The following is a 24,332-nucleotide window of genomic DNA, read 5'->3' as shown; positions in this document are numbered from 1 at the left end:
CCTTATAAATTAGTATTTTTTAAAATAAAATTAACCTCTAACTTTTCCTGATTTCTAAAATATTCCATCAATTTTATTAAGCCAAATGTTTCGGTAAAATAATGACCAGCAAATATCAAATTCACACCATACTCTTCAGCTAAAGAATATATCTGATGAGAGGTATCCCCTGTTATAAACAAATCAACACCATGTTCTAATGACTCCTCAAAAAAAGAATACCCAGAACCACTAACAATAGCTACCTTTTCAACATATTCCTTAAAATTTTTGTAATAAAGAATATGTTTATTATGAATTTCAATTTTTTTTAAAATCTCAGAAAAATTAAAACCAGCAATAGAAATAATACCTAAATTAATCCCCTTATAATTTGCAAAGGGAATAGGATTATAAAACCCAAAAAAATCAGACAATACTCTGCTATGAGAATAAACAGGATGAGCATCCATAGGTAAATGCACACAGTAAAGTGATAAATCATTATCAATAAGCCATTTAACTTTTTCATATATTCCAGAAACAATTTTTTCCGATTTTGACCAAAAAATACCATGATGAGTTATTAAAAAATCATAATCTTTTGCTTCTCTTAAAGTTGCCATACTTGCATCAACAGCAAAAGCAACTCTTTTAACCTCAAGTTCTAAATTACCCACTTGAAGTCCATTAAGACTCTTGTCTATACTTCTGTAATCCTTTACTTTAAATATTTCATCCAAATTCAACGATAATTCTTTAACAGTCAAATTAAGTTCTCCAAATTGCAGCGTAACTTCTCTTGCCCTTAAATTTTCTATGAGAATAAAGACTGCAATTACAATAAGTACACAAACCTGAATCCTCAACATCTAAATTAAAATTAGAAATCAATCCCAAATTAAAATTGGCATTGTCAAAATATATTTTATCATCCTTTTTATAAAAAGACATATCTAATAACTTTTTACTAAATTTTAAATTTATTTCTGATAAAAACTCTGATGAAACCTCATAACAACACAACCTATTATAAGGCCCAAATACAATTTTCAAATCCTCAAAATTTGAACCCATACTCTCAAACATAAATAACATTTTCAAAATAATGAGCTTAAAACTACCCTTATACCCACTATGAGCAAGTCCGATATATTTTTTTGATTTGTCAAATATATATATTGGAAGACAATCGGCATAGTAAGCAAGAAGGGCAACATTGCAGGAAGAAGAGACAAGTCCATCTCCCTCCTGAAAATTAACAAAATCATCAGAAACTTCATAAACAACATTCGTATGTAACTGTTTTAAATATTTGACTTTTTTATCTTTAGGAATAAAACTTAAATTATCAATACTAATATCTCTTATATTTAAATCAAAAGGCTTTTTAGTATAGATCAATTTAATGCTAGGATCTAATTCAAACTCATAATAAAATTCATTCTCTACTACTCTCATAATCTAAATTCTTCACCTAAATAAAGCTTTTTGGCTTTTTCACTATTTATAATATAATCAACATTTCCCTCATCAAGCACCTGACCTTGATAAATAATATAAGCCCTATCTATTATATCAAAAGCATCTCTCACATTATGATCGGTAATTAAAACTCCAATATTCTTGCTCTTCAAAATCCTTATTATATCTTTTATATCTCCAATAGCAATAGGATCAATACCTGCAAAAGGCTCATCAAGCAATAAAAAATATGGACTCACTGCTAAAGCCCTAGCTATTTCAGTCCGCCTTCTCTCTCCACCAGAGAGAGTATAAGCCTTTTGATGTTGTATTCTCTTGATTTCAAAGTCTTTAAGCAGATTTACAAGTTCCATTTTACGCTCAGTTTGAGATAAATCTTCTCGCCTCTCAAGAGCAATTAAAATATTATCTTCAACTGTAAGTTCCCTAAAAATAGACGGTTCTTGTGGCAAGTACACAATTCCTAGCCGTGCACGCTCATACATGTTAAGACCAGAAATATCATGACTATTTATCAAAACACGTCCACTATTAGCCTTAATAAAACCTACAATAGTATAAAATGTTGTAGTTTTCCCAGCACCATTTGGACCAAGCAAACCTACAACTTCACCTCGATGAACATCAATGGTCACACCATTAACTGCTAATTTTTTTCCATATCTCTTAACAACATTATCTGCCTTAAGAACAATATTAGTAACAGTGTCAAGGCTAAGCTTCTCTTTGATTGACTTTATGCTACTTTTTTTGTTGAGGAACATCTCCCTCCACTTGAGTAAATTTACCTTCAACATCACCCTCAAGATTATATTTTTTGGTTTCTGTATTAAAAATTATCCTTGAAGCAGAATAATAATTATCATCTTGATAAATCACTGGAATACCTTCAAGAACAATCTCTTTGTCTTCTTTTTTATAAATCCCGTTTTCAGCTCGTGCAAAAATATCACCTTTATATATCTTAACAGAATACTGCATAATATAAACACTTGTCTTACGACTACCTTCTATTCGTTCGGCTTTAACAATAAGTTCATTTTCCAAATCTTCAAGCTCAACACCTTTTTGAAGATAAAAATTATCTAATTTTCTATTAACAAATAAAAATTGTGACTTAACATTCATTTTATTTACATAATCCTCATAATAAACATTGCCACGGGCCTCAATATAAGCACTACCTTCACCATAAATTTCAATCTCATCAGCTCTAAGCTTAAAATCAGAGGAAATCACCTCAGGATTTCCTTTTAAAATAACTCTCCTATAAACAGAAGAAAAAATACCATGTGAAAAATCCGCTCTAAAAGTAAATTCATTCTTTTTCTGTGCATCTCCTTCGGTTTTCAATTTAGAAGACTTATTGAAGCTCTTTTCATCTTGTGCATAACTACTTAAAAAATAAATACAAACCAAACAGATAACTAAACTTCTCATTTTACAAGTCCCTCAATACCAGAATAAAAATAAAAATTATTATTCTTCAAAAAATATGAAAAACCCTTTCCAGTTATATTACTCTCATCAAACCTAATAAACACTAACTCATTTGGAGGGGATAATAGTTTTTTTTCATTATCTTTCCATAAAAGCCTATTGGTATTAATAAGATAATAGTTATTCACATCTTCTATTTTTAACTCCACAGAATCCTTTATATCTAAATCTTTAGTAACATGTAAGCCTTCTAAACTATTAAATCTACCTGAAATCCGATTTTCCAAAGCATGATACAAAAATCTTCCATTATCAATTTTATAAATCTTGTAATAATTAAAGTAATTAAAGCTTAAAGCTTCCAATATAGTTTGCTTCTTTCCACCTACAACATTATGATAACTAATTCCCAATATTTGTATTGAAGGGGTTTCTTTTGCAGCGCCTGCTCTACCAGAATGCTCATCGTAATCGAAAGTACAATTTAAGAAAAGCAAAATCGACAAAAAATAAAACAAAGCAAATCTCATCATACAAATCCTTACACAAGCTCATAAAAAAGATATATTTTAAGCTTTACAATTGAAAAAAATAAATATCAAAACCTCAACAAGACTCTCACTAATCAGATTTAAGTAATTATTATCCACACCAGTTAAATCTAAAAAACCTATAATATAAACTAATCACAACATATAAATTTCTGCTTTTCTTTAAAACAGTTCGTCTTTATGACTACTCACGAATACTACAACAATTATGCAATACTCCTAAAAATTCTTCACTAAAATTTCTCTTATACTGCCACGTCTAATTGGATTTGAATTAATAAATCTTTTCGCATCAACAAAAGTAACATTATAGTTTTTATATAGTTCAAGACTAGATGCGGTATTCGAATTTGAAAGTAAGAATTTAGCCCCTTTCTTGTCTATTTTGTCACAAAATTGTAATAATTTTTCATGCATTCTAAAATCAAATCCATACTTACTATAACTTGTAAAATTACTTGTTTTGGAATAAGGAATATAAGGTGGATCAAGATAAACAAAATCATCCTTTTTTATAAAATCAAGTAAACAAAAAAAATCTAGATTTAAAACCTTAACCTCCCGTAAAAGCTTAGAAGCCAATTGTAAATTTTTAATTTCATAAAGACTAATTTTCTTATGTTTACCAAAAGGAGTATTAAACTTTCCATTACCATTTTCCCTATAAAGACCATTATAACAAGTTTTATTTAAATAAAGAAAAATACATGCCTTTTCTAAATTAGTCAAATTCTCATTATTAAAACTATTTCTAATATGAACATAATACTCCTTAGTTAAAGGAGCATTATTATATTTCTCAATTTCTAATAGAAAATCATCTAAATTATAGGCAATTTCCCTATAAAAATTAATCAAATTAGAATTTATATCATTAATAATTGAATTTTTTACATTCAAAGCAAAAAACAATGCTCCTCCACCTACAAAAGGTTCGATATAATTATTAAAAGCAAGAGGAATATTATCTAAAATAGAGCTCAACAAATTTTTCTTACCACCAGCCCATTTCAAGATAGGCCGTATTGCAATGTTCATATCAACATTAACCATAATAATGTTCAAACTCATCGTCCCTTTTATAAGTTAAAATTTCATTTTCTTTAAACCAAAGGGATACTTCACGAAGAGCATCATCAACATTAGCAGAAGCATGAATTACGTTATAAACTGAAAACTCCTTCTCATTCGCATAGTTAAAACTATGATAAGCAAAATCACCCCTAATTGTCCCAGGAGAAGCCATCTTTGGTTCTGTAGAGCCACAAAATTTTCTAACAACTTCAACAGCTTCAACACCTTCAACAACAAACACAAAAACTGGAGAACTTATTATAAAATTAATCAAAGACTGCCAAACAAACTCACCATGTCTTACAGCAATATCATCATATAAATAATGTGTTTCAGCCATTTCTCTATTAACTAAAATCATCTTAGCAGCCACAATTTTCAGTCCCGTCCTTTCAAATCTAGAAATCACATTACCAATTAACCCCCTCCTAACGCCATCAGGTTTAATAATACATAAAGTTCTTTGTATTAAAGTAGACATAAAAACCTCCCAATGTTTTCAATACAATTCAAGTTAATTATAAGACATAACTTATTAAGTGTATAAACATAAATTTCAAAAAAATAAATAAAAAAATATCGAAAAAAACAATTTTTTAAAAAATTTAATTTTTAAAAATTAATACATCGATATAAAAACATGTAAAAGTATCTTACTGTGTTATTAAGCTTAAAAAAAGACATACCTACAAATAAATTTAATATCTGAAACTACAAACTGGAAAATTAAAACTAACACTTCAATAATAGAAAAAAAATCAATTGAAACACTTATTAAAAGTTATAAAAATAAATACCTAAGCTTACATCTTAAGTCTTAAACGCAAAGCCCTCAGAGTAGTAATTTTATCTGCATTACTAATACTACCTCCAGCAGGCAGACCAGATGCTATTCTTGTAACATTAATACCTAAATTTTTTAAAATGCCACTAATATAATTTGCAGTTACATCCCCTTCAATACTGAATTCTGTAGCAATAATCACTTCTTGAGCCCCAACTTCCCTAACATAATTTTCTAATTTATCAAGATTTAGCCTATTTGGACCAATATCTCTTAAAGGATCAAGATGACCATGAAGCACAAAATACAATCCATCATATTCTCTAGTAGACTCAATAACCTCTAAGTCTTGCGGCATCTCCACAATACAAATCATATCTTTACATCTACTTAAATCCATACAAATATTACAAAATTCTCCCTCAGCAAGATTATGACAATTTTTACATTTTCTTATACTAGAATGAAACCCGATTAAAATTTGTCCCAGAGCTCTTGAATACTCTTCACCATTATACAAAATATCATAAACCATTCGTACTGCTGTCTTTCTACCTATACCTGGCAACTTAGAAAGTAAAACAATTAAATCTTGTATAATCAAATCTTAAATCCCAAATGGAATAGAACCCATTGTTTTTGACTTTATCTCTTCCTTAACCTTAGAAATAGCATCATTAAAAGCCGATTTTATCATATGCTCAAGTGCCTCATTATCTAAATCACTAAAAAATTCTTCCTTAATTACAACTTTCTTAACAACAAATTCTCCATTCATCTCAACAACGACAACATCGCTTCCTGCTCTGCCACAAACAACAATTTGAGATATTTCTTTTTTAAAATTATCAATATTATCCTTAAAACCTGACATATTCTTTAAAAAATCTAATGGATTTACTGCCATATCCTATTACTTTACCTCACTTGCTCCAAAAATGTTTTTAATTTTTAGTACCTTACTATCAAACTCATCATCATCATCCTTAAACTGTTTTTGAAATACAACATTTAATCTAGGAAATTCTTTACAAAATTCAGCTCTTATCTCATTCTGATAGGCTTGCAGCTGATTATACTCAAATCCACTAAAAATTTTATAATAAAGCACATCATTGTCAATCAAAACCTCTCCTGAATATACTAAAGTTTGAACATACTTAGATACTAAATAAACAAAACTTTCTTTAATTTTATCATTATCATCCACCTTATCAAAATTATCTTTTGTTTCTATAAAAATTTCATCAATATCATCACCATTAAGGTCAAGATGAGTAGAGGCTTTAACTTCAGTCTTTAATGCAGTCTCAGTTTTATCAAGACCCAATTCTACTGGCTCTACTGAAGAGATATTTCCTAATTTTGGTTCTACATACGTATCGAAATCAGTATCATTTAAATTCAAACTAACCTCATCAAGCACCTTAGTTTCAATATCTTGAATTTGCTTAATTAAAACATGACTGGACACGTAATCTTTAAGTCTAAGTATCTTAATAAAATTAATCTCAAGTTCATATTTAGGATTCACTGAAAACTGCAAATCCCTATAAGTTTCAAGTAGTACACTAATACTTCTCTCAACATGCTTCAAGTCAAAACTTAACAATTTTTCTTTTAAACTCTCAGGTTTAATACCAATAAACATAAGATTTTTAATACCTAATTTTAGAAATAATATCTCTCTAAAAAACTCAATCGTATCAAGAAGTAATTGCTCACATGAAATCCCGGTTAAAAAAACAGCATCTAAAATACAAAGCAATTCTTTTAAATCATCATTAAGAATGCTTAGTGCCAATTTTTCTAAAAACTCACTACTAGTAAACCCCATCTTAGATCTGATCCGTTCAAATTGTATATCGGAATTACTTAATGACACAATCTGATCAAAGAGAGTATAAGCATCCCGTACACTTCCTCCACTCTTATAAGCAATCCACCTTAAAGCTTCATCTTCATATTTAATGTTATCTTCAAGACAAACATGTTTTAACATTTCATAAACCTTATCCAAAGGCAAAAGTCTAAAATTAAAATGTTGACACCTGCTCTTTATTGTATCTGGAAGCTTGTGTACCTCTGTCGTAGCAAAAATAAAAACAATATAACTGGGAGGTTCTTCAATTGTTTTTAAAAGAGCATTGAAAGCAGAATTTGAAAGCATATGCACTTCATCAATAATATAAACCCTATATCTAGAACTAACAGGAGGAAACATTATCTCTTCTTTAATTTGTTTAACATCTTGAACAGAAGTATTTGAAGCACCATCAATCTCAATAATATCAAGCTTATTATCATTATCAATGGATTTACAACTGAAACACATATCACAAGGCATAATTGTTGGCCCTATTTTACAGTTCAAACATCGTGCAAAAGCCCTTGCGGAAGAAGTCTTACCAACTCCTCGTGGTCCTGAAAATATATAAGCATTTGCTATCTTATTATTTTCTATTGAATGTTTTAAGGTTTCAACAACAAAATCTTGCCCCTCAAGAGAATTCAAATCTCTGGGACGCCTCTTAATGGCAGTACCTCTCGCAGATATCATCCCATCTCCCCATATACTAACAAAAATCTTACTTAAACCTTAAATTACACAAAATCAAAAGCATTCAAACAATAAAAATTATTATTTGATAATATATATATCAATACCTATGATCAAGTATTAATTTTATAAAAGCATATTTGCCTATTTAACTAAAACAAATTTATCCTAAGATTTGCGCACTCATTGAGTAATTACTTACCGCTGCTACCTTCCAGTCCTGACGGGATTAGGCAACACTCAATAGTGCGGATCCTAGGAATCGGAGAAAATGGGATTCGAACCCATGATACATTTTCATGTATACACGCTTTCCAAGCGTGCGCCTTAAGCCGCTCGGCCATCTCTCCAAAACCAATAACTTTCCGTGCCCAAGAGGATTTGAACCTCTGACCTTCAGAACCGCAATCTAATGCTCTATCCAGCTGAGCTATGGGCACAAACAAACATTTAATCTCAATTGTAATAAAAATTATTATTTATTACAATAAAATCAAATTTATAATAAATAATCAAAAATATTATTCAAAATTAAAACATTAATTCATCTCTAAAAAGGAGCAATAAATGACAATTAAACTTCCAACCATAATAGCAACATTTTTACTAATAATATCATGCACAAAACATACACAAAAAATAGAAAATACTGAAATTAATATTGAAAAAAAAATTATCAAAGAAACCATAACTGATGAAGATAATAATATTTTTCACATAGACGCCCAAACTCCCATTACAGAAGGTCTAGAACTTGGCTTTGAAAAGCTTATAAAAGAATGGAAAACTAATAAAATCGAATCTCTTAAAACAAAAAAATCAAAAAACTATAACTATGAATCTTTTTATTATTCTGACTTTGAAATATTTAAAAGCCCAGACCTTAAAATAACATCAATTCTATACAGTCAATACACAATAGACAAGTATGATGCAAATGGAATTACAACATATCATCCAATTAATCTAAGAGGAAAAGAAAAAATAAAACTCTCAGATATAATTTCAAAAGATCAATTAGACTCTTTGATGCAAGTACTAAGGACACAGGTAGAGACAGATTTTAAAAAATTTGGTATATATTCTGATATGTATTCTAATAATAAATCTAAATTTGAAGAAGAATTTGAAAAAGCTTTCAAACAATATAAATATTACTTTAAAAACAATAATGTGGTAATCTTTTATGACGCACTCACAATACGACCACGAGTAGATGGAAAAATTGAATTTATTTTTCCAATCGATAATAATACCGAAAACTGATTGTTAAATGTTCTCATAATAAAATAAGCAACGGAGAGGGTGAGATTCGAACTCACGGTAGGCTAAACCTACGACGGTTTTCAAGACCGTAGCATTAAACCACTCTGCCACCTCTCCCAAGGTATTATCATACTAATAAACTAAAGAAATCTTTGTCAAGATAACCCTTAACAAAAACTCTTACGGAGAGAATGGGATTCGAACCCATGGTCCCCTTTTTAAAAGGACAACTTCTTAGCAGGAAGCCCCATTCGGCCACTCTGGCATCTCTCCTTGCAGCCATACTAATAAATAGTATATTAGAGTCATTACATTGTCAACAAAAAAAACAACTTTAAATCTTAACAATTGATCTTAAAATCCCTATAAGCTTCGATTAAATCCCTAATCTCTTTAATTGCAACATCCAATTTAACTTGCATAAGTTCATCTGAAAAAATCTTCTTAGTAATTTCTACCTCATTGTTATTAGCTCTAAGTTCAATATGTTCATCCTTAATTTTCCAAATATATGGACAAAGTCTAGTATCATAATCAAAAACAAAAACAGGATCTTTTAAATTCAAAGAATTGTCAATAAAGAACAAATATTCCAACGTCCACCTTCCCTTCAAAACCATTGCAAATTCATCTAGGAGTTCTTCAATCAAAATATCTTCTCTGGATTCAAGTAGATTTAAAAATTTAGAATAAGTATCTGGTTTAATTTCACAAAGCTTTTTTATATAAAAATAAGCATCTTCAAGTTCACGATTTCTTAAAAAAAACAAAAACGCGTAAAAACACACTGAATCCATATTAGGATAATCTAACAACATTCTATCAATAGATCTTTTAGGAGAAAAATTCAAAAGCTCTATTGTAGCAATATGCATATTATATATTGTATAGATATTAGGAAAATTTAAAATAGCTTTTACATAAGATTTAGTGGCTTGCGTCATATTACCTATTTTATGCAAAATAGTTGCTCTATTATGCCAAATATATTTAGAATAATTTGAATCTGTTAAAAACCTCTCAGAAAGTTTAATCGCACTACTTATCTCTCCAATAGAATAAAAATAATACATCAAATAATTAACAACAAGAGAAAGATTAGCCTCTTTAAAGCTCTCATCTATCTCAAATGGTTTAGCACTATTAAATATACAATTATTTTTTAAAAACCAAACATTCAATTTAACAAGAGCATTATTCTTATCCACATCAACAGCTTTAATAAGCATTTGGGTAGCTTCATCTTTTCTGCCCAGTATCTCAAGCAAAATAGCAGCATTATTAATAGCCTGAATCAAGCTAGGATGTTGCTGGCTAGATTTTAAAAAATAACTCAAAGACTTTGCATAATCTTTCAATCCAAAATAAAAAACACCAAGATTATAATTTTGGAAATAACTCAATTCACTTTTCTGATCCTCAAACTTACCATAATGTAAGAGTTTAATTAAAAAACGATACTCACTTAAAACAGGATAAGTATCTAATACATATAGGAGTGCCTTATAATCCTTAAGTCTAAAATAAATAAGAGATTTAAGAGCTAGAGAATCAAAACTATCATCAAAAACATCCAGATTTAAAAGCGCGTTCTTAAGATCACCATTCTTATAAAGCTCTAAGGCTTTTTCAAAATCAATACTATTCATACTGCTTAAAAAACTCCATAGGTCTCACGGAAATTTCTTTCGAAAAAGACGCCTCATTAACACTCTTGTCTAAATTATAAGAAGCAACACTAATATAATAAAGCCTTCCATTCTCAAGACCTGTAATTCTAAAAGAAGTCTGATTACCAACATCAATAGGAGATGTCAAAATATTTCCAGCTTTATCATGATAATTACCAGGACTAACGCCAATATAAATATAATAGCCACCAACATTACTACTAATAACGGGGAACCATTCAATCAATATCTCACCAGCTCCTGGGACAGCTTTTGTTATTAGAGGAGGAAAAGGTGCGGCCTCAGGTATGTAAGTAAGAATCATGCTATAAAGAGATGGACTGTCTACAGGATCACCGCTTGGATAAAGTTCGACCTTAATTTGAATATATTTTGATACATCAAATTTAGGAAATCCATTTTTAGGATCAAAATGAATCCAATCTCCTGTTAAATTCCTTTTTATTTTTCCATTCTTATCTGTTCCATAAAACATCTTATTATCCAATCTATAATAATAAAAAATATCTGTATCTTTTGGCTTCACAGTATCAAATTCTACAGATAAAATTTGAGAATAATCTTTAGATAGCTTGATTGGTTCTGTAATAATATATCCCTTATCTCTTGAAAAGAAAGCATTATGTACTTCTTCAAAACTTTTATGAATTTCAAAATTCTCAATAGCCCCTGTAAAATATTGTCCCAATGTAAAATCAATAAAATTACCAATATTTAACAAATAACCAAAACCTTCTCTCTTATCAGCAGTAACATACTCTATGGCCTGCGGTTTAGAATCTATTAAATATTCCAGTAACCCATCTTTTTGCCTATACCTTACAGTATGTAAATGCCACTCTTTTGGAATAAAATCATCATCACTCCTAAGCTTAATCTTAATAGGTTCTCCATTATCATTTAAAAACACATTATTAAAATTCCAAACGAAAGTTCCGCCTTCACTCTCTAACCGAATAGCTTGATCTAGCCAAACACCTTTAATATTTTTATACCCGTTCCAACTTACAATAACTTCTCCAGTAACAGAAGTAGAACGGTATGCCCAAAACTGAATAGTAAAATCAGAAATTACATTACCTGAACAGAAAAAAGCCTTTTTTGTTAATGGTTTAAGCTTAATGGTATTTCGACTTGAATAAAAAATTAAAGAATTGCCTGCAATATTATGAAAAGAATTTGAAATTTTTGCATTATTTGAATCAACAGAATAGTTTAAAGCAGCATCCTTAACAATACTATCCTTTTCTATTTCTAATCTAAAATCAACATTATTAAAATCTAAAAACCCCTTATGCCTATCCAAATAAATTCCAAGGACACCTCTATCACCTCTCGTAAAGCTAATGTTATGAGCTTCCTGAATAAATTTAAATCCATCTTTAGCATCAAGAATCAATTTAAGTTCCTGAGAAAAAACACTATAAAGACACAAACAAAATAGCGCAAATATAAAAATTAATCTCATTATAGACCTTTATCTTTTTCAACGTAAAAAAATCAAAAATATACAATAACCCAAATATGATATAATATTATATCACAAAAATAAAAATGATTACTTAAAAACAATAATAGATACAACATGAGAGAACATTTAAATTGTCTACACAAAAAAGTACAAGAATTTCCAACAACAAGTGGCTGTTATAAAATGTACTCACAAGACAACAAGATACTATACATTGGAAAAGCAAAAAATTTAAGATCAAGATTAAAAAACTACTTTCTAGAAAAAATCAGTCTTAAAACAAAAATACTAATGAGAAACGTAGTAAATATAGAAGTAATTACCACAAACAGTGAATATGAAGCTCTACTCTTAGAGTGCAACTTAATCAAGGAGCACAAACCAGACTATAATATCAAATTAAAAGACGACAAAGGGTATCCTATGATCAGAATAACTTGCGAAAAATACCCAAAAGTCTTTAAAACTAGGAAAATAATAAATGACGGAAGTGAATACTTCGGTCCATACGTTAATGCAAAACACTTAGACTTAGTACTAAACCTCATCAACAAAACATTTAAAACTAGAAAATGCAAAAAAAAATCAAAAAACCCATGTCTTTATTTTCACATGGGTCAATGTCTTGGGATATGTTACAGGAATGATCTTGAAGAACAATACAAAGAAGAAGTAAACAAAATAAGACATATCTTAAATGGAAACATATCTAAACTTTTAGATGAAATTGAAATAAAAATGAAAGAGGTAATTAAAAGGGAAGATTTTGAATCAGCAATAAAGTTAAAAGAAACTAAAAGATCATTAATTGAAATAAGTCAAACACAAATAATTACAAAAATAAATAAACTTAGCACAGACTATATATACATTCATAAAACCGACAATTTAAATGTAATAGTAATATTTAAATACAAAGACGGCAAACTAGTAGAAAAAGACATAAATTTTGATGAAAGTATATATGAAGAGGAGGAGCTAATAGCAGAATTTATAACACAGTACTATACATCTTTAAATATGATAGTACCTGATAAAATATGTATCTTTAAAAAGATTGAAACTGAAGATATTACAAAACTAATAAATGAACTTAAAAGTACAAACACTGAAATAGTTTATGAAGAAACCAAAGACGCCATAAAGATAATGGAAATGGCAATTTCCAACGCAGAAATCGCATTAAAAGCATACAATAATGAAAAAAATAAAGCACTAGAAAAATTAAAGATCATTCTTGAAATGACAAAACTACCAAAAACAATTGAAGGCTTTGATATTGCTCATCTTAATGGATATAAAACAGTAGCATCACTTGTTACCTTTAAAATGGGCAAACCCTTTAAAGATGGATACAGAGGTTATAAAATCAATTCACTAAATGATGGTGAAATTGATGACTTTAAGGCAATAAAAGAAATTATATCAAGGAGATACACAAAACTAATTAACGAGCAATTAGAATTACCCAACTTAATCTTAATCGATGGAGGAAAAGGTCAATTAAATGCTGCTTACTCCATTTTAAAAGGATTAAAAATTGAAGACAAAGTCACTATTTGTGCTCTAGCAAAACAAGAAGAAACAATATTTTTACCAAACAAAACACAAGGCATTAAACTCCCAAAAGGAAATCCCGCTCTTAAAATATTACAAAATGTTCGAGATGAATCTCACAGAAAAGCAAATAGCTTTAATAGAAAACTACGCAAAAATATAAAATTGAATTACAGTAAAATAGAAGGAATTGGAGAAAAAAAAGCCAAAAATATTTTAAAAACGCTTGGAACATATAAAGATATATTTCTCTTAAACGAAGATGAAATAGCTCAAAAAATGAAAATCAACATCAAAATGGCTAAAAAAATAAAAAAATTCTCAGAAGATCAAAATTTGAAAAATACTCATTCCATAGAGTCTTAATTTAACATTTCATACTACTAAAAAATAACGGTTAAAGATTAACAATACTAAAAAAAGTCTTAAAAGCTCTCACACACTGTCTTACAAAGACAATAACAATTACAAAACATTAGTAAATTTAAATTTAGAAGAAAAATTATCAAGTATAGTATCATCCTGACTTAATAAAACTAATATCATAAAATATGATAAATTCAAATGCATATTTTTACCATAGATTCTTGCATATAAATCAAACTTATGTAAAAGTTTCAAAATAAATTTGATATCAAAAATCGAGTAATTTTTAAGTCCTATCTTATAAACTTTCTCTAATGAGACAAATATTTTATGCTTTTTAAAGACAGATGGAATGTCATGCAAACTCTCACAATCTATTTTGACCTTTAAAAATTTTTTAAACTGCCAACCAAGACTCATTACAATATTAACCAAATCTTCTCCTTGCTCCAGGATGGATTTAATCTTAACTAAAGCATACTCCATATCCTTTTTCAAAATTGATTCAAATAAGGAAAAAGGGTTTTCGGGACGCATAAAACTAAGCCAAGAATTTACATCATGTTCATCAATGGTCTTATTTTTAATCATAAGAGCAAAGGAATTTACATAAAACTGCAAGATCTTAGTATCTGCATCTAACATAAAAAGCATTAAATGTATGGCCTTATCTGTAATTTTAATTCCAAGTTTAAAAAAACTTTTCTTTACAAATAAAAATTTATCAGTATCAGATAGCTCATAAAAAGTTTTCTTAACTAGATTCAAAGAACCTTTAGGATCAAAACTAATCGATTTTTCATTAGAAACAAAAATAATAATCTTATTTAAAGATTTTAAGATTGTACTATAAACCAACTCTAAATCCTTTTTATTTTTTAAATTTTCAGACTCATAAATAATAAATACTTCCTCTTTAGAAAAAAAAGAATTGGTTAAAAGCCGTTCAGAAAGCTCTATTGATGACAATTCTGACATAAAAAGCTTAGTAACACATATATTATCAGCATTTAACTTACTAAAAATATTATTTAAATAAGCTTCCTTTAATCCCTGTTCTTTGCCTAAAAGTAAATAAATTTCTTTCATTTAAATAATATTATAATCCAAATAATAAATATGTTATACTTCAATTATTAGGATAAAATATGAAAATTGCAATATTTACAGATACATATCTTCCAGATAAAAATGGAGTAGCAACATCTATAAAACAAATTAAAGAAGGTTTTGAAAGAAAAGGTCACAGTGTTTATATTTTCTGTCCACAATCTCAAAAAACAGATTTACAAGAAGATCATATTTACAGATGTTTCTCAATTAAATTGAACCAGACAGTAGATGCCAAAATAGCATTCCCAAACAAAACAAGAATAAAAAAGATAATACAAGAATATCAACCCGAAATCATTCATACACATTCGGAATTCACTATGGGAAAAATCGGGAAAAAATTAGCACTACAACACAATATTCCAATAGTTCATACAAACCATACAATGTGGAATTATTATCTACATTACTTAGGAATTTTTAAATATTTAACTAATCCAGATAAAATGATGAAAAAATTTTATGACCAAATCCATCACTTCATTTATCCATCAATTAAGTCACATGACAAATATTTTCATCTTGCAACAAATGCTGACTATAAAATAATTCCAAATGGAGTAGACAGAAAAATTTTCATAAAAGACCTAAGTCAAGAAAAAAGACAAGAGATTTTAACCAAACATGGAATAAGTAAAAACGATAAAATCATAATCTTTGTTGGAAGAATAAATGAAGAAAAAAATATATGCTTATTAATGAAACATTTAAAAAAACTTCTAATTGAGAACAAAAATTGCAAGCTCATTCTCATAGGAAAGGGAAAAGAAGAAACTAAGATAAGGCGATTTAGAAAGCAATATGAACTTGAAAAACAAATAATACTCATTGGAACAATCCCATGGGAAGAAATGTATTACTATTATAAAATATCTGATGTATTTGCAAGTCTATCAAGAAGCGAAGTATATCCAATGACAACAATTGAGGCATTAACGGCTGGCATACCTGCGGTACTTATTAATGACATAATATACAAAGATGTAATTCAGCAAGGAAAAAATGGATTCTTAATAGATGATTATGAGAATTTGTACAAATATATAAAAGAAATAATAGAAAACGAAGAAAAATTACAAACTTTTAAAAAAAATACAGAAGAAACATCTATGATGTTTTCAAGCTCATTTTTTGTAGAAAAAATTGAACAGTATTATTATGAAATCATTAAAAATAAAAAATATTAACGTAATTTGCTAAAATTCACGTTATGAATGGGAAATTTTATTCCCATATCATCTAAAATACCTTTAATATTTTCTGCTATGAAATATTGAAAATCCCAAAAAAACTCGGTTTTTACAAAAGATCTCACTTGCATGACTATGTAATAAGGGGTATATTCCTTTACAACAACACTGGGCTTATTAATACCATATTGTTCCTTATTAAAGGAAAATGCCAAATTTTCTATTCTACTTTTAAGAGAACCAATATCTGTGTCATAAGGTACTTGAAAATCGAATGCAATCCTCCTTTCAGGATTTGTAGAAAAATTAGTAACCGATGTATCTGTAAACTTACTATTTGGAATCTTAATAATTTTACCATCTACCGTTTGAAGTGTAGTAAAAAATATATGAATATCATTTACTTCACCCTCAACATCATCACAGCTAATGTAATCACCAATTTTAAAAAAACTGGAATTTAAAACAACAAACCCGCTAACAAAGTCAGATAAAATCCCTTGAGCAGCAAGACCAACCGCAAGACCTAAAGATCCAAATATAGCAAAAATAGAAGTTGTAGAAACACCAAGATAAGGTAAAATCATCAAAATTAATACCATATCTATCATCACTTTAAAAAATGACTTAAAAAAATTAAGAATAGTAGAATCTAATTTTGTCTCTAACTTGGATTTTTCAAAAGCACTAAAAAAAAGCCTACCTACCCTTTTGACAAAAAACCTTGAAACACACCATACTACCAGCGCTACAAAAACCTTTAATCCATAAACTATTACCATTTCAAAAATTTCATTGACATAATCCTGAAAAACAAATATTTCTCTAAAAACACTGAACGTTTTTGACTGTTTATCCATAAGCTACTATGGTTATAGTACAAAAAAATAAAAGAAAAATACAATCTTTAAAAAACATATCACTAAAACAAAAAATTAATATACAAAAGCACTTATACTAATAAATATTATATAGTTACTGTGATACAATGTAATTTAATCCACATACTCTTTAAAGTTAGGACAAAAGATGCATGGATAAAACAAAAAAAACACCATATGAATTACTAACATTATTTTATCTTGTACTAAAAATAACGACAATCACAATTGGTGGGGGATTATTAATAATATCTGAACTTAAAAAAATAATTGTCAATAAAAAAAAGCTAATATCTGATAAAGAGTTTAATGAAATACTTGCAACATCAAACGTAGTTCCCGGGGTAACAGCAATCAATTTTGCATTCCTAATTGGTAAAAAACTTAAAGGATTTAAAGGAGCAATTATGTTAACTATCGCTGGAATCCTACCATCCATATTAGTAATCACAATGATAGCCCTTTATGTAAATTTAAACTCAAATAACATCTACGCTCAAAAATTCCTTGAAGGTGCAAAAATATCATCAACAATAATAATGTCAATAATCATACTTGAATTTTCAAAAAAAATGCTAAAACAATCAATAACAAAATGGATAACATGCTTATTAATAACATATACACTATATAAGTTTAATATAGATATATCATATATACTGATAACTGTTCTATTTATATGTTCTCTAACATATACAATACAAAAAATATTCTTTCAAAAAAAGGTATAAATTTGATTCTAATAAATTTATTCATTACATTTTTCAAAATAGGAATTTTAAATTTCGGTGGAGGAAACGGAATTGCAACAATTATCAATAAAGAAATCATTGATAACAAGGGATGGATAACAAAAGAAGAATTCATCAATATCATTACAATATCTAGAATTACTCCGGGTCCTGTTGCTACCAATATAGCAACATATGTTGGCACCAAAATAGCTGGCATTACTGGTGCAATAATTGCCACAATAGCTCTAATAACGGCACCCATATTAATTATTACCTTTATAACATTAACACTACATAAGATAAATTTCTTAAATTATTATCTTAAAAGCTTAAGACCTGTAATTATAGCATTATGGATAATGACAATAATTATTCTATTTGAAAGTATATTTTTAAAAATAAGCTACAATGGTACAGAATTTTTAAAAAGCTTTGCAATTGCAGGATTAAACTTAATAATTTTATTATTTTACAAAAACATCACCCCTGCAATACTAATCATATCTAGTGGAATATTATACATTTTTATGTAAAGATGCTTAAACAAAACTTAAAATTAACACAAATTAATATAATCAAAATTCTAGGTCTTGACAAACAAGAATTAATAAAAATTATATTAGACGAAATTGAAAATAACGCATGCCTTCAAATAGATTCAAAAACATTTTTTGAGACACTAAAAACTTATAAATTTAGAAACATTTTCTACAAAAATGATAATAATAAAGCACAACTATGAAATTGCACCGGCTAAAACATCACCAAAACTTTCTCTTAAAGAACATTGCTTACCACAACTACAAATTCAAAAACTCAGTAAAGTTGAGACTAACATAGGAGCAATCATAATAAATAATCTAAACAAACCCTTATGACTTCTTCAAAAAAGAATCTCAGCATCAAATAAATAAAATGATCAAACTAATTCAACAATTTAATCCAATAGAAATTGGTGTATCTAACATCATAAAATCATTAATATTACAAGCAAAATATCATAAATTAGATACAAATACAATTAAAATTCTTGAAAGATCAGATTTACTTAAAAATACTCAAAATAAGCTAAAAGAAAAGCTTAACATCAGCACTTAAGATTTAAACGATGCTCTTAACACAATTCAACTTAAGCTTAACCCCAATATCACATTCAAGTTCAAAGACAAAAATAATACAAATGACTATATTGAACCAGATACAATTGTTATAAGTAAAGACAATAAACTGAGGATAAAAATTAAAAAAGTCAATATCTTTAAAAAAGAAGTTAAAGATTTGAAAAAATATAAACAATCAAAATGGTTAATTGAATCTTTAAAATACATAGATAAAATACTAAATAAATAAGAATAGCAACATATACACTGCAAAAAGAATTCCTACGAAGAAGCTTTAAGGACTTAAAATTAATAAAATTAGCTGATATATCTGAAAAAATCAATTATATCAAGAACAATAAAAAAATAAATACTTAAAATTCGACTGGGGCACAATCTCAATTAGCAAACTATTTAATTCAGCCAGAAATGTTAAAACAAATGAATTTTCAAAATCAAGCATTAAACTAATAATAAAGAAAACATTGTAACAAAATAAAAATATGGTAGATAATCAAATTTCTGATATACTAAAATCTAAAGGAATCACCATTTCAAAAAGAACTATCAATAAATGTAGGAATAAATTAAAATTTCAAGGAGAAATTTATGGAACCTAAAATACAAGCCATTAATTATCATTTAAGCGATCATACAAAAGATTTTATTATAAAAAAATTAGAAAAACTTGGGACACATATTAAACAAAATTCAGAAAGTCTCAAAATTACAATAAAAAAAGAAAACGATATCTTTGATATAGATGCTCACCTTCACTTTAATTGGGGGAAAATAATACATATTACAGAACATGGCAAAGAATTATATGCTTTAATAGAAAGATTAGTAGAAAGACTGCAAAATACAGCAAACAAAGAAAAAAATAAAAAAGATACAGTAAAATGAATAAGTCAAATTAAATGCAAGCAATAACAATTGAGATAAATAACAAAGAAGGTCTCCATTCAAGGCCATCAAGCATGATTGCAGAACTTGCAAGCAAATATCCTTATTGTAATGTAAAATTAGTTACAGAAGATGGAAGAGAAGCTGATGCCAAATCTACAGTTGAAATTATGATACTTGGGGTTATATATAAAGAAAAAATAAAAATCATAGCAAATGGAAAAAAAGAAACTGAAATCATTGATATACTATCAGAACTATTAAAATCAAACTTTAAAAAAGAGATTCAAAAATGAACAAGAAAATTTTATACAAAATATTATTTATCATAAATCCTATTCTTTCATTTGGAATGGCAGACTATATGAAAGACACAAGCCATAATATTGACGCCAAAATTTCTTCTTTCATAATGAGTTTAGCAATCATTGTAATATCAGCCAGTCTACTTGGCAATTTAGTAAGCAAATTCGGAATCCCAAAAGTAATAGGACAAATAACAGCGGGCATACTTTTAAGTCCAACATTTCTTGGCAAGATTAAAATACCTTTATTATTTCCACTAGGAATCATTAGTGTTAGCGATCATTACTTAATAAATGAAGAAATATTTGCAATATCAACAATAGCCTCAATTATCCTACTATTTATGGCGGGTCTTGAAACAGATTTAAAATTATTCCTTAAATTCTTACCACGTGGGGGACTAATAGGAATAACGGAAGTTATTGGTACTTTTACAAGTTTTGCACTAATATCTACCATTTTATTTGATGTACAATTAATAAGTCCTACAGCTCTTTTTATAGGGATTATTGCAACACCTTCTTCTGCAGGAATTGCTGCAAGCATACTCTCAGCTAAGAAAAAAATGAGTACATCAGAAGGAGTTACAATAATATCAACTTCAATAATTGATGATGTCCTCTCAATGATCATGCTCACAAGTGTAATAACGATATCAAGATCACTATCAGATCTTGATATCGCAATCTCAATTACAGCCACAATTAAGAACATACTAATTTGGTTTTGTTTAACATTCATATTGATCTTGTTATCAGAACCAATTTCAAAATTACTAAAAAGCTTCAATAGTGTTACTCTAGCAACAGTTATAACTATTACTTTTACTTTTATTGTTGCAAGCTTTTTTCAAAACTTAGGAATGTCATTTGTAATTGGAGCTTACATATTTGGACTTGCCATGTCAAAAACGGATATTGTATGTGTAATCCAAGATAAATTAACAATATTTGAAAGGTTTTTTATTCCAATATTCTTTACATCAATAGGGCTTATGGCCGACATTAATGTAATATTATCAAAAGAAGTCTTAATTCTTGGAACTCTGCTCAGCCTCATAGCCATAGCAACAAAACTCATATATTGTTTCATCCCATCATGTTTTTTAGGATTTAACAAGCTAGGGGCACTAAGAATAGCTTTTGGAATGGTTCCAAGAGGAGAGATATCATTAATTATTGCAAACTTAGCACTCTCTTCTGAATTTATAAGTCAAAAAATATTTGGAATAACAATAATCATAGTTTTCTTGCCAACAATCATTGTAACACCAATAATAAATATTCTATTCCAAATAAATAAAAATGGATTAAAGAAAGAAATTAAAACAGAGCAAAATACTCAAATCACAGTATCATTCAAATATAACAACCTAACAAAAATACTTGTATGGGAATTAAAAAATGAATTAAGGAAAGAGGGATTTTTCACCCAACAAATAAAAAATGACTTCTCACAATACATAAACGCAAGATACAATGACATTTCACTATCCATAAAAAGAGAGGGAAGCAAGATTACATTTGAATGTCCAAATAAACACTTAATCATCATACAAGATTTATTTAGAGAAACTATTCTAAACTTAGAGAGAATAACTGAAGAAGTTAAAACTGTTTCTGTAAAGGCACAAAAATTAAACTACTCAATCAATTATGATAAAATACGCAGTAACATCGCTCTAAATAAAAGAATTAAAAAAGAAAACATTATTTTAGAATTAAAAGCAACAAATAAAACCGAAGTATTAAGAGAATTATTAGGTGTAATAAAAATTGAAATTGACAAAGAAATAATATTACAAGACTTAATGGAAAGAGAAAAGCTAATAACCACAGCCCTTAAAGAAGGATTTGCAATACCTCATTTAAAAACCAATTTAATTACAAAAATGCATATTGCCATTGGTATCAGTCATGATGGAATTGACTTTAATGCCACTGATAAAAATTTAAGTCATATATTTATATTAATACTATATCCAGCAAAAGAACATGTTAATTATCCACGCATTTTAGCATCGATTGTGGGTAAGGTTGATTCTAATAAAAAGGAAATGCTTAAAGCTAAAACCGATAAAGAAATTTATAATATAATAGTAGGATAAATTATGTTCAAGACCATTAAATGCAATCAAATAAACGATAAACTTATAAACCAAAAGATAGAAATCAATGCTTGGGTAAAAAAAATAAGACACCATGGAAAAGTTACCTTTATTAATCTTAGAGATAGATATGATGAAGCACAGGTACTTGTAAATGACGAGAAGCTTTTAAAGATAACATCTCAAATAAAGATGGAATACTGCATTAAAGTCCAAGGGAAATTAGAACTAAGACCTTCAAATCTCGTAAACAAAGAAATGAGAACAGGGGCATTTGAAATACTTGCAGAGAATATAAATATAATTTCAAGATGTAATGAACTGCCCTTTATGATCAAAGATAACAATAATGCAAATGAAAATGCAAAACTTGAATATAGATATTTAGATTTAAGACGTGAAGAGCAAAAACAAAAAATAATATTAAGAAGCAAAGTAACACATACAATTAGAAATTACTTAACAAAAAAAGACTTCTTAGAATTAGAAACCCCAACATTTGTCAAATCAACCCCAGAAGGCGCAAGAGATTTTCTTGTCCCATCAAGAATACATAAAGGGCACTTTTATGCACTACCACAATCACCACAAATTTATAAGCAACTCACAATGATAGCTGGACTTGACAAATACTTTCAAATAGCTAGATGCTACAGAGATGAAGACTCAAGAGGTGACAGACAACCAGAATTCACACAACTTGACATTGAAATGAGCTTTATAAAGAAGGAAAATATATTTAAATTAATGGAAAATCTTATCTTCACCATTTTTAAAAACACATTAAACATTAGTTTACCAAAAAAATTTAAAAGAATGACTTACAAACATGCAATGAATACATATGGAAGCGACAAACCAGACACTAGGTATGAATTATTAATACAAGACATGGGTAAATATTTTAAGCAATCCTCATTTAATGTTTTTAAAGATATATTACAAAATCAAGGCACAATAAAAGCACTTATAATAAAAAATCAAGCTCATAATTTTTCAAGAAGTAAAATTAACAATTTAGAAGAACATGCCAAGATTTACAAAACAAGTGGTCTTTATTTTGCAAAAATAGAAAATAATGAATTTGTAGGGGGCATTGCCAAATTTTTAAATAAAATAAAACAAACTTTATTTCAAGCTTACTCACTTGAAAACAACGACATAATATTTTTTATAGCTGATTCATGGGAAACTGCTTGCAAAGCTATGGGACAAATTAGAATCAAAATTGCAAATGAACTAAACCTTACAAACAAAAATACATTTGAATTTCTATGGATTTATGATTTTCCCCTATTTGAGTACGATGAAGACACAAAAAACTATAAAGCAGCCCATCATATGTTCTCACTTCCCCAACAAAAATATATCGATACTTTAGAAAGCAATCCAAGTAAAGTCTTAGGAGAAGTTTATGATCTTGTATTAAACGGCATGGAACTTGGTTCAGGATCAATCAGAGTTCATACAAGAGAACTTCAACAAAGAATTTTTAACATAGTGGGATTTAAAGACACAATAGCAGAAGAGAGATTTGGTTTCTTTTTAAAAGCATTAGAATATGGAGCTCCTATTCATGGTGGAATAGCCATTGGAATTGATAGGCTTTTAATGATAATGACACACTCAAGTTCAATAAAAGATGTAATACTTTTCCCAAAAAATTCATTCGCAGCAAGCCCACTTGACAAATCTCCTTCAAAGGTTCCAAACGAACAACTAAGAGAACTAAATTTGACAACTGAAGATTATAAAAATTAAGGATGCCAAA

The 24,332-nt window shown here is 28.3% G+C and carries 26 protein-coding genes, 4 tRNA genes and 1 other RNA gene; 12 read left to right on the top strand and 19 right to left on the bottom strand.

Annotated features, from left to right (window positions below; genetic code table 11):
* Positions 1–2: 2 nt before the first annotated feature.
* The 13 genes from bvRMA01_RS02385 to bvRMA01_RS02325 form a co-directional block, all read right to left on the bottom strand.
* Entirely contained in the window at positions 3–749 is a 747-nt protein-coding gene (locus tag bvRMA01_RS02385) for a Nif3-like dinuclear metal center hexameric protein (RefSeq protein WP_247032405.1), read from the bottom strand.
* Position 750: 1 nt separating this feature from the next.
* On the bottom strand, positions 751–1,440 hold the full coding sequence (gene pgeF, locus bvRMA01_RS02380; RefSeq protein ID WP_247031913.1) for a peptidoglycan editing factor PgeF: 690 nt from the start codon (positions 1,438–1,440) through the stop codon (positions 751–753).
* Positions 1,437–2,228 (bottom strand): LPS export ABC transporter ATP-binding protein, encoded by a 792-nt coding sequence (gene lptB, locus bvRMA01_RS02375; RefSeq protein WP_247031911.1) that lies wholly within the window; start codon positions 2,226–2,228, stop codon positions 1,437–1,439. Before lptB ends, pgeF begins: the two co-directional genes overlap by 4 nt.
* Positions 2,206–2,904, bottom strand: coding sequence for an LptA/OstA family protein (locus bvRMA01_RS02370; RefSeq protein ID WP_247031909.1), 699 nt, complete (start codon positions 2,902–2,904; stop codon positions 2,206–2,208). Before bvRMA01_RS02370 ends, lptB begins: the two co-directional genes overlap by 23 nt.
* Positions 2,901–3,437: a hypothetical protein gene (locus tag bvRMA01_RS02365; protein ID WP_247031907.1), complete on the bottom strand. Its 537-nt coding sequence runs from the start codon at positions 3,435–3,437 to the stop codon at positions 2,901–2,903. The genes bvRMA01_RS02370 and bvRMA01_RS02365 overlap by 4 nt, the downstream gene beginning before the upstream one ends.
* Positions 3,438–3,674: 237 nt before the next feature.
* Positions 3,675–4,526: a DNA adenine methylase gene (locus bvRMA01_RS02360; protein ID WP_011772411.1), complete on the bottom strand. Its 852-nt coding sequence runs from the start codon at positions 4,524–4,526 to the stop codon at positions 3,675–3,677.
* A complete protein-coding gene (locus bvRMA01_RS02355; RefSeq protein WP_011772410.1) occupies positions 4,501–5,010 on the bottom strand; it encodes a nucleoside-diphosphate kinase in 510 nt (169 codons plus the stop codon). Before bvRMA01_RS02355 ends, bvRMA01_RS02360 begins: the two co-directional genes overlap by 26 nt.
* A 322-nt stretch (positions 5,011–5,332) precedes the next feature.
* Complete coding sequence (recR, locus tag bvRMA01_RS02350; RefSeq protein WP_011772409.1) at positions 5,333–5,917, bottom strand: recombination mediator RecR; 585 nt, start codon at positions 5,915–5,917, stop codon at positions 5,333–5,335.
* A 3-nt stretch (positions 5,918–5,920) separates the two neighbouring features.
* The gene (locus tag bvRMA01_RS02345; protein ID WP_011772408.1) at positions 5,921–6,220 is read right to left on the bottom strand and encodes a YbaB/EbfC family nucleoid-associated protein; all 300 of its coding nucleotides are present in this window, start codon (positions 6,218–6,220) and stop codon (positions 5,921–5,923) included.
* Between the two features lie 6 nt (positions 6,221–6,226).
* Positions 6,227–7,873: a DNA polymerase III subunit gamma/tau gene (dnaX, locus tag bvRMA01_RS02340; protein WP_247031905.1), complete on the bottom strand. Its 1,647-nt coding sequence runs from the start codon at positions 7,871–7,873 to the stop codon at positions 6,227–6,229.
* Between the two features lie 163 nt (positions 7,874–8,036).
* Positions 8,037–8,134: signal recognition particle sRNA small type (gene ffs / locus bvRMA01_RS02335), an RNA gene on the bottom strand.
* Between the two features lie 2 nt (positions 8,135–8,136).
* Positions 8,137–8,223: transfer RNA gene (locus bvRMA01_RS02330), tRNA-Ser, on the bottom strand.
* Between the two features lie 16 nt (positions 8,224–8,239).
* A tRNA-Arg gene (locus tag bvRMA01_RS02325) sits at positions 8,240–8,313 on the bottom strand.
* 127 nt (positions 8,314–8,440) lie between these two features.
* On the opposite strand from bvRMA01_RS02325, the gene bvRMA01_RS02320 reads away from it, so the two are divergent.
* Entirely contained in the window at positions 8,441–9,139 is a 699-nt protein-coding gene (locus bvRMA01_RS02320; protein ID WP_247031903.1) for a DUF3298 domain-containing protein, read from the top strand.
* A 31-nt stretch (positions 9,140–9,170) separates the two neighbouring features.
* On the opposite strand, the gene bvRMA01_RS02315 is transcribed toward bvRMA01_RS02320, so the two are convergent.
* From bvRMA01_RS02315 to bvRMA01_RS02300, 4 genes are all read right to left on the bottom strand, one after another.
* Positions 9,171–9,256: transfer RNA gene (locus tag bvRMA01_RS02315), tRNA-Ser, on the bottom strand.
* A gap of 66 nt (positions 9,257–9,322) precedes the next feature.
* Positions 9,323–9,412, bottom strand: a tRNA-Ser gene (locus bvRMA01_RS02310).
* Between the two features lie 68 nt (positions 9,413–9,480).
* Entirely contained in the window at positions 9,481–10,788 is a 1,308-nt protein-coding gene (locus bvRMA01_RS02305; protein WP_247031901.1) for a tetratricopeptide repeat protein, read from the bottom strand.
* A complete protein-coding gene (locus tag bvRMA01_RS02300; protein ID WP_247031899.1) occupies positions 10,781–12,298 on the bottom strand; it encodes a fibronectin type III domain-containing protein in 1,518 nt (505 codons plus the stop codon). The genes bvRMA01_RS02305 and bvRMA01_RS02300 overlap by 8 nt, the downstream gene beginning before the upstream one ends.
* 117 nt (positions 12,299–12,415) lie before the next feature.
* Here bvRMA01_RS02300 and uvrC point away from each other — a divergent pair, with 117 nt between their 5' ends.
* Positions 12,416–14,224 (top strand): excinuclease ABC subunit UvrC, encoded by a 1,809-nt coding sequence (gene uvrC, locus bvRMA01_RS02295; RefSeq protein ID WP_247031897.1) that lies wholly within the window; start codon positions 12,416–12,418, stop codon positions 14,222–14,224.
* Positions 14,225–14,323: 99 nt separating this feature from the next.
* Here uvrC and holA read toward each other — a convergent pair whose 3' ends face one another.
* On the bottom strand, positions 14,324–15,313 hold the full coding sequence (holA, locus tag bvRMA01_RS02290) for a DNA polymerase III subunit delta (protein ID WP_247031895.1): 990 nt from the start codon (positions 15,311–15,313) through the stop codon (positions 14,324–14,326).
* Positions 15,314–15,372: 59 nt separating this feature from the next.
* On the opposite strand from holA, the gene bvRMA01_RS02285 reads away from it, so the two are divergent.
* Positions 15,373–16,524 (top strand): glycosyltransferase, encoded by a 1,152-nt coding sequence (locus bvRMA01_RS02285; RefSeq protein ID WP_247031893.1) that lies wholly within the window; start codon positions 15,373–15,375, stop codon positions 16,522–16,524.
* Here the strand turns inward: bvRMA01_RS02285 and bvRMA01_RS02280 are convergent.
* Entirely contained in the window at positions 16,521–17,387 is an 867-nt protein-coding gene (locus bvRMA01_RS02280; RefSeq protein WP_247031891.1) for a mechanosensitive ion channel family protein, read from the bottom strand. The two genes, bvRMA01_RS02285 and bvRMA01_RS02280, sit on opposite strands and share 4 nt — an antisense overlap.
* A 173-nt stretch (positions 17,388–17,560) precedes the next feature.
* Here bvRMA01_RS02280 and bvRMA01_RS02275 point away from each other — a divergent pair, with 173 nt between their 5' ends.
* From bvRMA01_RS02275 to aspS, 9 genes are all read left to right on the top strand, one after another.
* Positions 17,561–18,139 (top strand): chromate transporter, encoded by a 579-nt coding sequence (locus bvRMA01_RS02275; protein WP_247031889.1) that lies wholly within the window; start codon positions 17,561–17,563, stop codon positions 18,137–18,139.
* 2 nt (positions 18,140–18,141) lie between these two features.
* The gene (locus bvRMA01_RS02270; RefSeq protein WP_247031887.1) at positions 18,142–18,675 is read left to right on the top strand and encodes a chromate transporter; all 534 of its coding nucleotides are present in this window, start codon (positions 18,142–18,144) and stop codon (positions 18,673–18,675) included.
* A gap of 183 nt (positions 18,676–18,858) precedes the next feature.
* The gene (locus bvRMA01_RS02260; RefSeq protein ID WP_247032427.1) at positions 18,859–19,020 is read left to right on the top strand and encodes a hypothetical protein; all 162 of its coding nucleotides are present in this window, start codon (positions 18,859–18,861) and stop codon (positions 19,018–19,020) included.
* A 37-nt stretch (positions 19,021–19,057) separates the two neighbouring features.
* Positions 19,058–19,240, top strand: coding sequence for a hypothetical protein (locus bvRMA01_RS02255; protein WP_240390438.1), 183 nt, complete (start codon positions 19,058–19,060; stop codon positions 19,238–19,240).
* Between the two features lie 505 nt (positions 19,241–19,745).
* Positions 19,746–19,862 carry a hypothetical protein gene (locus bvRMA01_RS02250; RefSeq protein WP_247031882.1) on the top strand — a complete coding sequence of 39 codons (117 nt, stop codon included), beginning with the start codon at positions 19,746–19,748 and terminating at the stop codon, positions 19,860–19,862.
* Positions 19,852–20,148, top strand: a complete 297-nt coding sequence (locus bvRMA01_RS02245) for an HPF/RaiA family ribosome-associated protein (protein ID WP_011772397.1) — start codon at positions 19,852–19,854, stop codon at positions 20,146–20,148. Before bvRMA01_RS02250 ends, bvRMA01_RS02245 begins: the two co-directional genes overlap by 11 nt.
* Before the next feature lie 14 nt (positions 20,149–20,162).
* Positions 20,163–20,444 carry an HPr family phosphocarrier protein gene (locus bvRMA01_RS02240; RefSeq protein WP_011772396.1) on the top strand — a complete coding sequence of 94 codons (282 nt, stop codon included), beginning with the start codon at positions 20,163–20,165 and terminating at the stop codon, positions 20,442–20,444.
* A 56-nt stretch (positions 20,445–20,500) separates the two neighbouring features.
* Positions 20,501–22,561: a cation:proton antiporter domain-containing protein gene (locus tag bvRMA01_RS02235; protein ID WP_433996718.1), complete on the top strand. Its 2,061-nt coding sequence runs from the start codon at positions 20,501–20,503 to the stop codon at positions 22,559–22,561.
* Positions 22,562–22,564: 3 nt separating this feature from the next.
* Positions 22,565–24,322: an aspartate--tRNA ligase gene (gene aspS, locus bvRMA01_RS02230; protein WP_247031878.1), complete on the top strand. Its 1,758-nt coding sequence runs from the start codon at positions 22,565–22,567 to the stop codon at positions 24,320–24,322.
* Positions 24,323–24,332: the final 10 nt, after the last annotated feature.

It is taken from the genome of Borrelia venezuelensis, from assembly GCF_023035835.1.
Taxonomy (GTDB): Bacteria; Spirochaetota; Spirochaetia; order Borreliales; family Borreliaceae; genus Borrelia; species Borrelia turicatae.
Note: the sequence above shows the minus strand (reverse complement) of the source record. Positions and strands in the feature narration are given on the sequence as shown.

Excerpts from the sequence above, each read along its gene's own strand:
- pgeF (WP_247031913.1), bottom strand. The coding sequence starts at position 1,440 with ATGAGAGTAGTAGAGAATGAATTTTATTATGAGTTTGAATTAGATCCT.
- lptB (WP_247031911.1), bottom strand. The coding sequence starts at position 2,228 with ATGTTCCTCAACAAAAAAAGTAGCATAAAGTCAATCAAAGAGAAGCTT.
- bvRMA01_RS02370 (WP_247031909.1), bottom strand. The coding sequence starts at position 2,904 with ATGAGAAGTTTAGTTATCTGTTTGGTTTGTATTTATTTTTTAAGTAGT.
- bvRMA01_RS02365 (WP_247031907.1), bottom strand. The coding sequence starts at position 3,437 with ATGATGAGATTTGCTTTGTTTTATTTTTTGTCGATTTTGCTTTTCTTA.
- bvRMA01_RS02360 (WP_011772411.1), bottom strand. The coding sequence starts at position 4,526 with ATGAGTTTGAACATTATTATGGTTAATGTTGATATGAACATTGCAATA.
- bvRMA01_RS02355 (WP_011772410.1), bottom strand. The coding sequence starts at position 5,010 with ATGTCTACTTTAATACAAAGAACTTTATGTATTATTAAACCTGATGGC.
- bvRMA01_RS02345 (WP_011772408.1), bottom strand. The coding sequence starts at position 6,220 with ATGGCAGTAAATCCATTAGATTTTTTAAAGAATATGTCAGGTTTTAAG.
- dnaX (WP_247031905.1), bottom strand. The coding sequence starts at position 7,873 with ATGATATCTGCGAGAGGTACTGCCATTAAGAGGCGTCCCAGAGATTTG.
- bvRMA01_RS02320 (WP_247031903.1), top strand. The coding sequence starts at position 8,441 with ATGACAATTAAACTTCCAACCATAATAGCAACATTTTTACTAATAATA.
- bvRMA01_RS02305 (WP_247031901.1), bottom strand. The coding sequence starts at position 10,788 with ATGAATAGTATTGATTTTGAAAAAGCCTTAGAGCTTTATAAGAATGGT.
- bvRMA01_RS02300 (WP_247031899.1), bottom strand. The coding sequence starts at position 12,298 with ATGAGATTAATTTTTATATTTGCGCTATTTTGTTTGTGTCTTTATAGT.
- uvrC (WP_247031897.1), top strand. The coding sequence starts at position 12,416 with ATGAGAGAACATTTAAATTGTCTACACAAAAAAGTACAAGAATTTCCA.
- holA (WP_247031895.1), bottom strand. The coding sequence starts at position 15,313 with ATGAAAGAAATTTATTTACTTTTAGGCAAAGAACAGGGATTAAAGGAA.
- bvRMA01_RS02285 (WP_247031893.1), top strand. The coding sequence starts at position 15,373 with ATGAAAATTGCAATATTTACAGATACATATCTTCCAGATAAAAATGGA.
- bvRMA01_RS02280 (WP_247031891.1), bottom strand. The coding sequence starts at position 17,387 with ATGGATAAACAGTCAAAAACGTTCAGTGTTTTTAGAGAAATATTTGTT.
- bvRMA01_RS02275 (WP_247031889.1), top strand. The coding sequence starts at position 17,561 with ATGGATAAAACAAAAAAAACACCATATGAATTACTAACATTATTTTAT.
- bvRMA01_RS02260 (WP_247032427.1), top strand. The coding sequence starts at position 18,859 with ATGATAATAATAAAGCACAACTATGAAATTGCACCGGCTAAAACATCA.
- bvRMA01_RS02255 (WP_240390438.1), top strand. The coding sequence starts at position 19,058 with ATGATCAAACTAATTCAACAATTTAATCCAATAGAAATTGGTGTATCT.
- bvRMA01_RS02250 (WP_247031882.1), top strand. The coding sequence starts at position 19,746 with ATGGTAGATAATCAAATTTCTGATATACTAAAATCTAAAGGAATCACC.
- bvRMA01_RS02245 (WP_011772397.1), top strand. The coding sequence starts at position 19,852 with ATGGAACCTAAAATACAAGCCATTAATTATCATTTAAGCGATCATACA.
- bvRMA01_RS02240 (WP_011772396.1), top strand. The coding sequence starts at position 20,163 with ATGCAAGCAATAACAATTGAGATAAATAACAAAGAAGGTCTCCATTCA.
- bvRMA01_RS02235 (WP_433996718.1), top strand. The coding sequence starts at position 20,501 with ATGGCAGACTATATGAAAGACACAAGCCATAATATTGACGCCAAAATT.
- aspS (WP_247031878.1), top strand. The coding sequence starts at position 22,565 with ATGTTCAAGACCATTAAATGCAATCAAATAAACGATAAACTTATAAAC.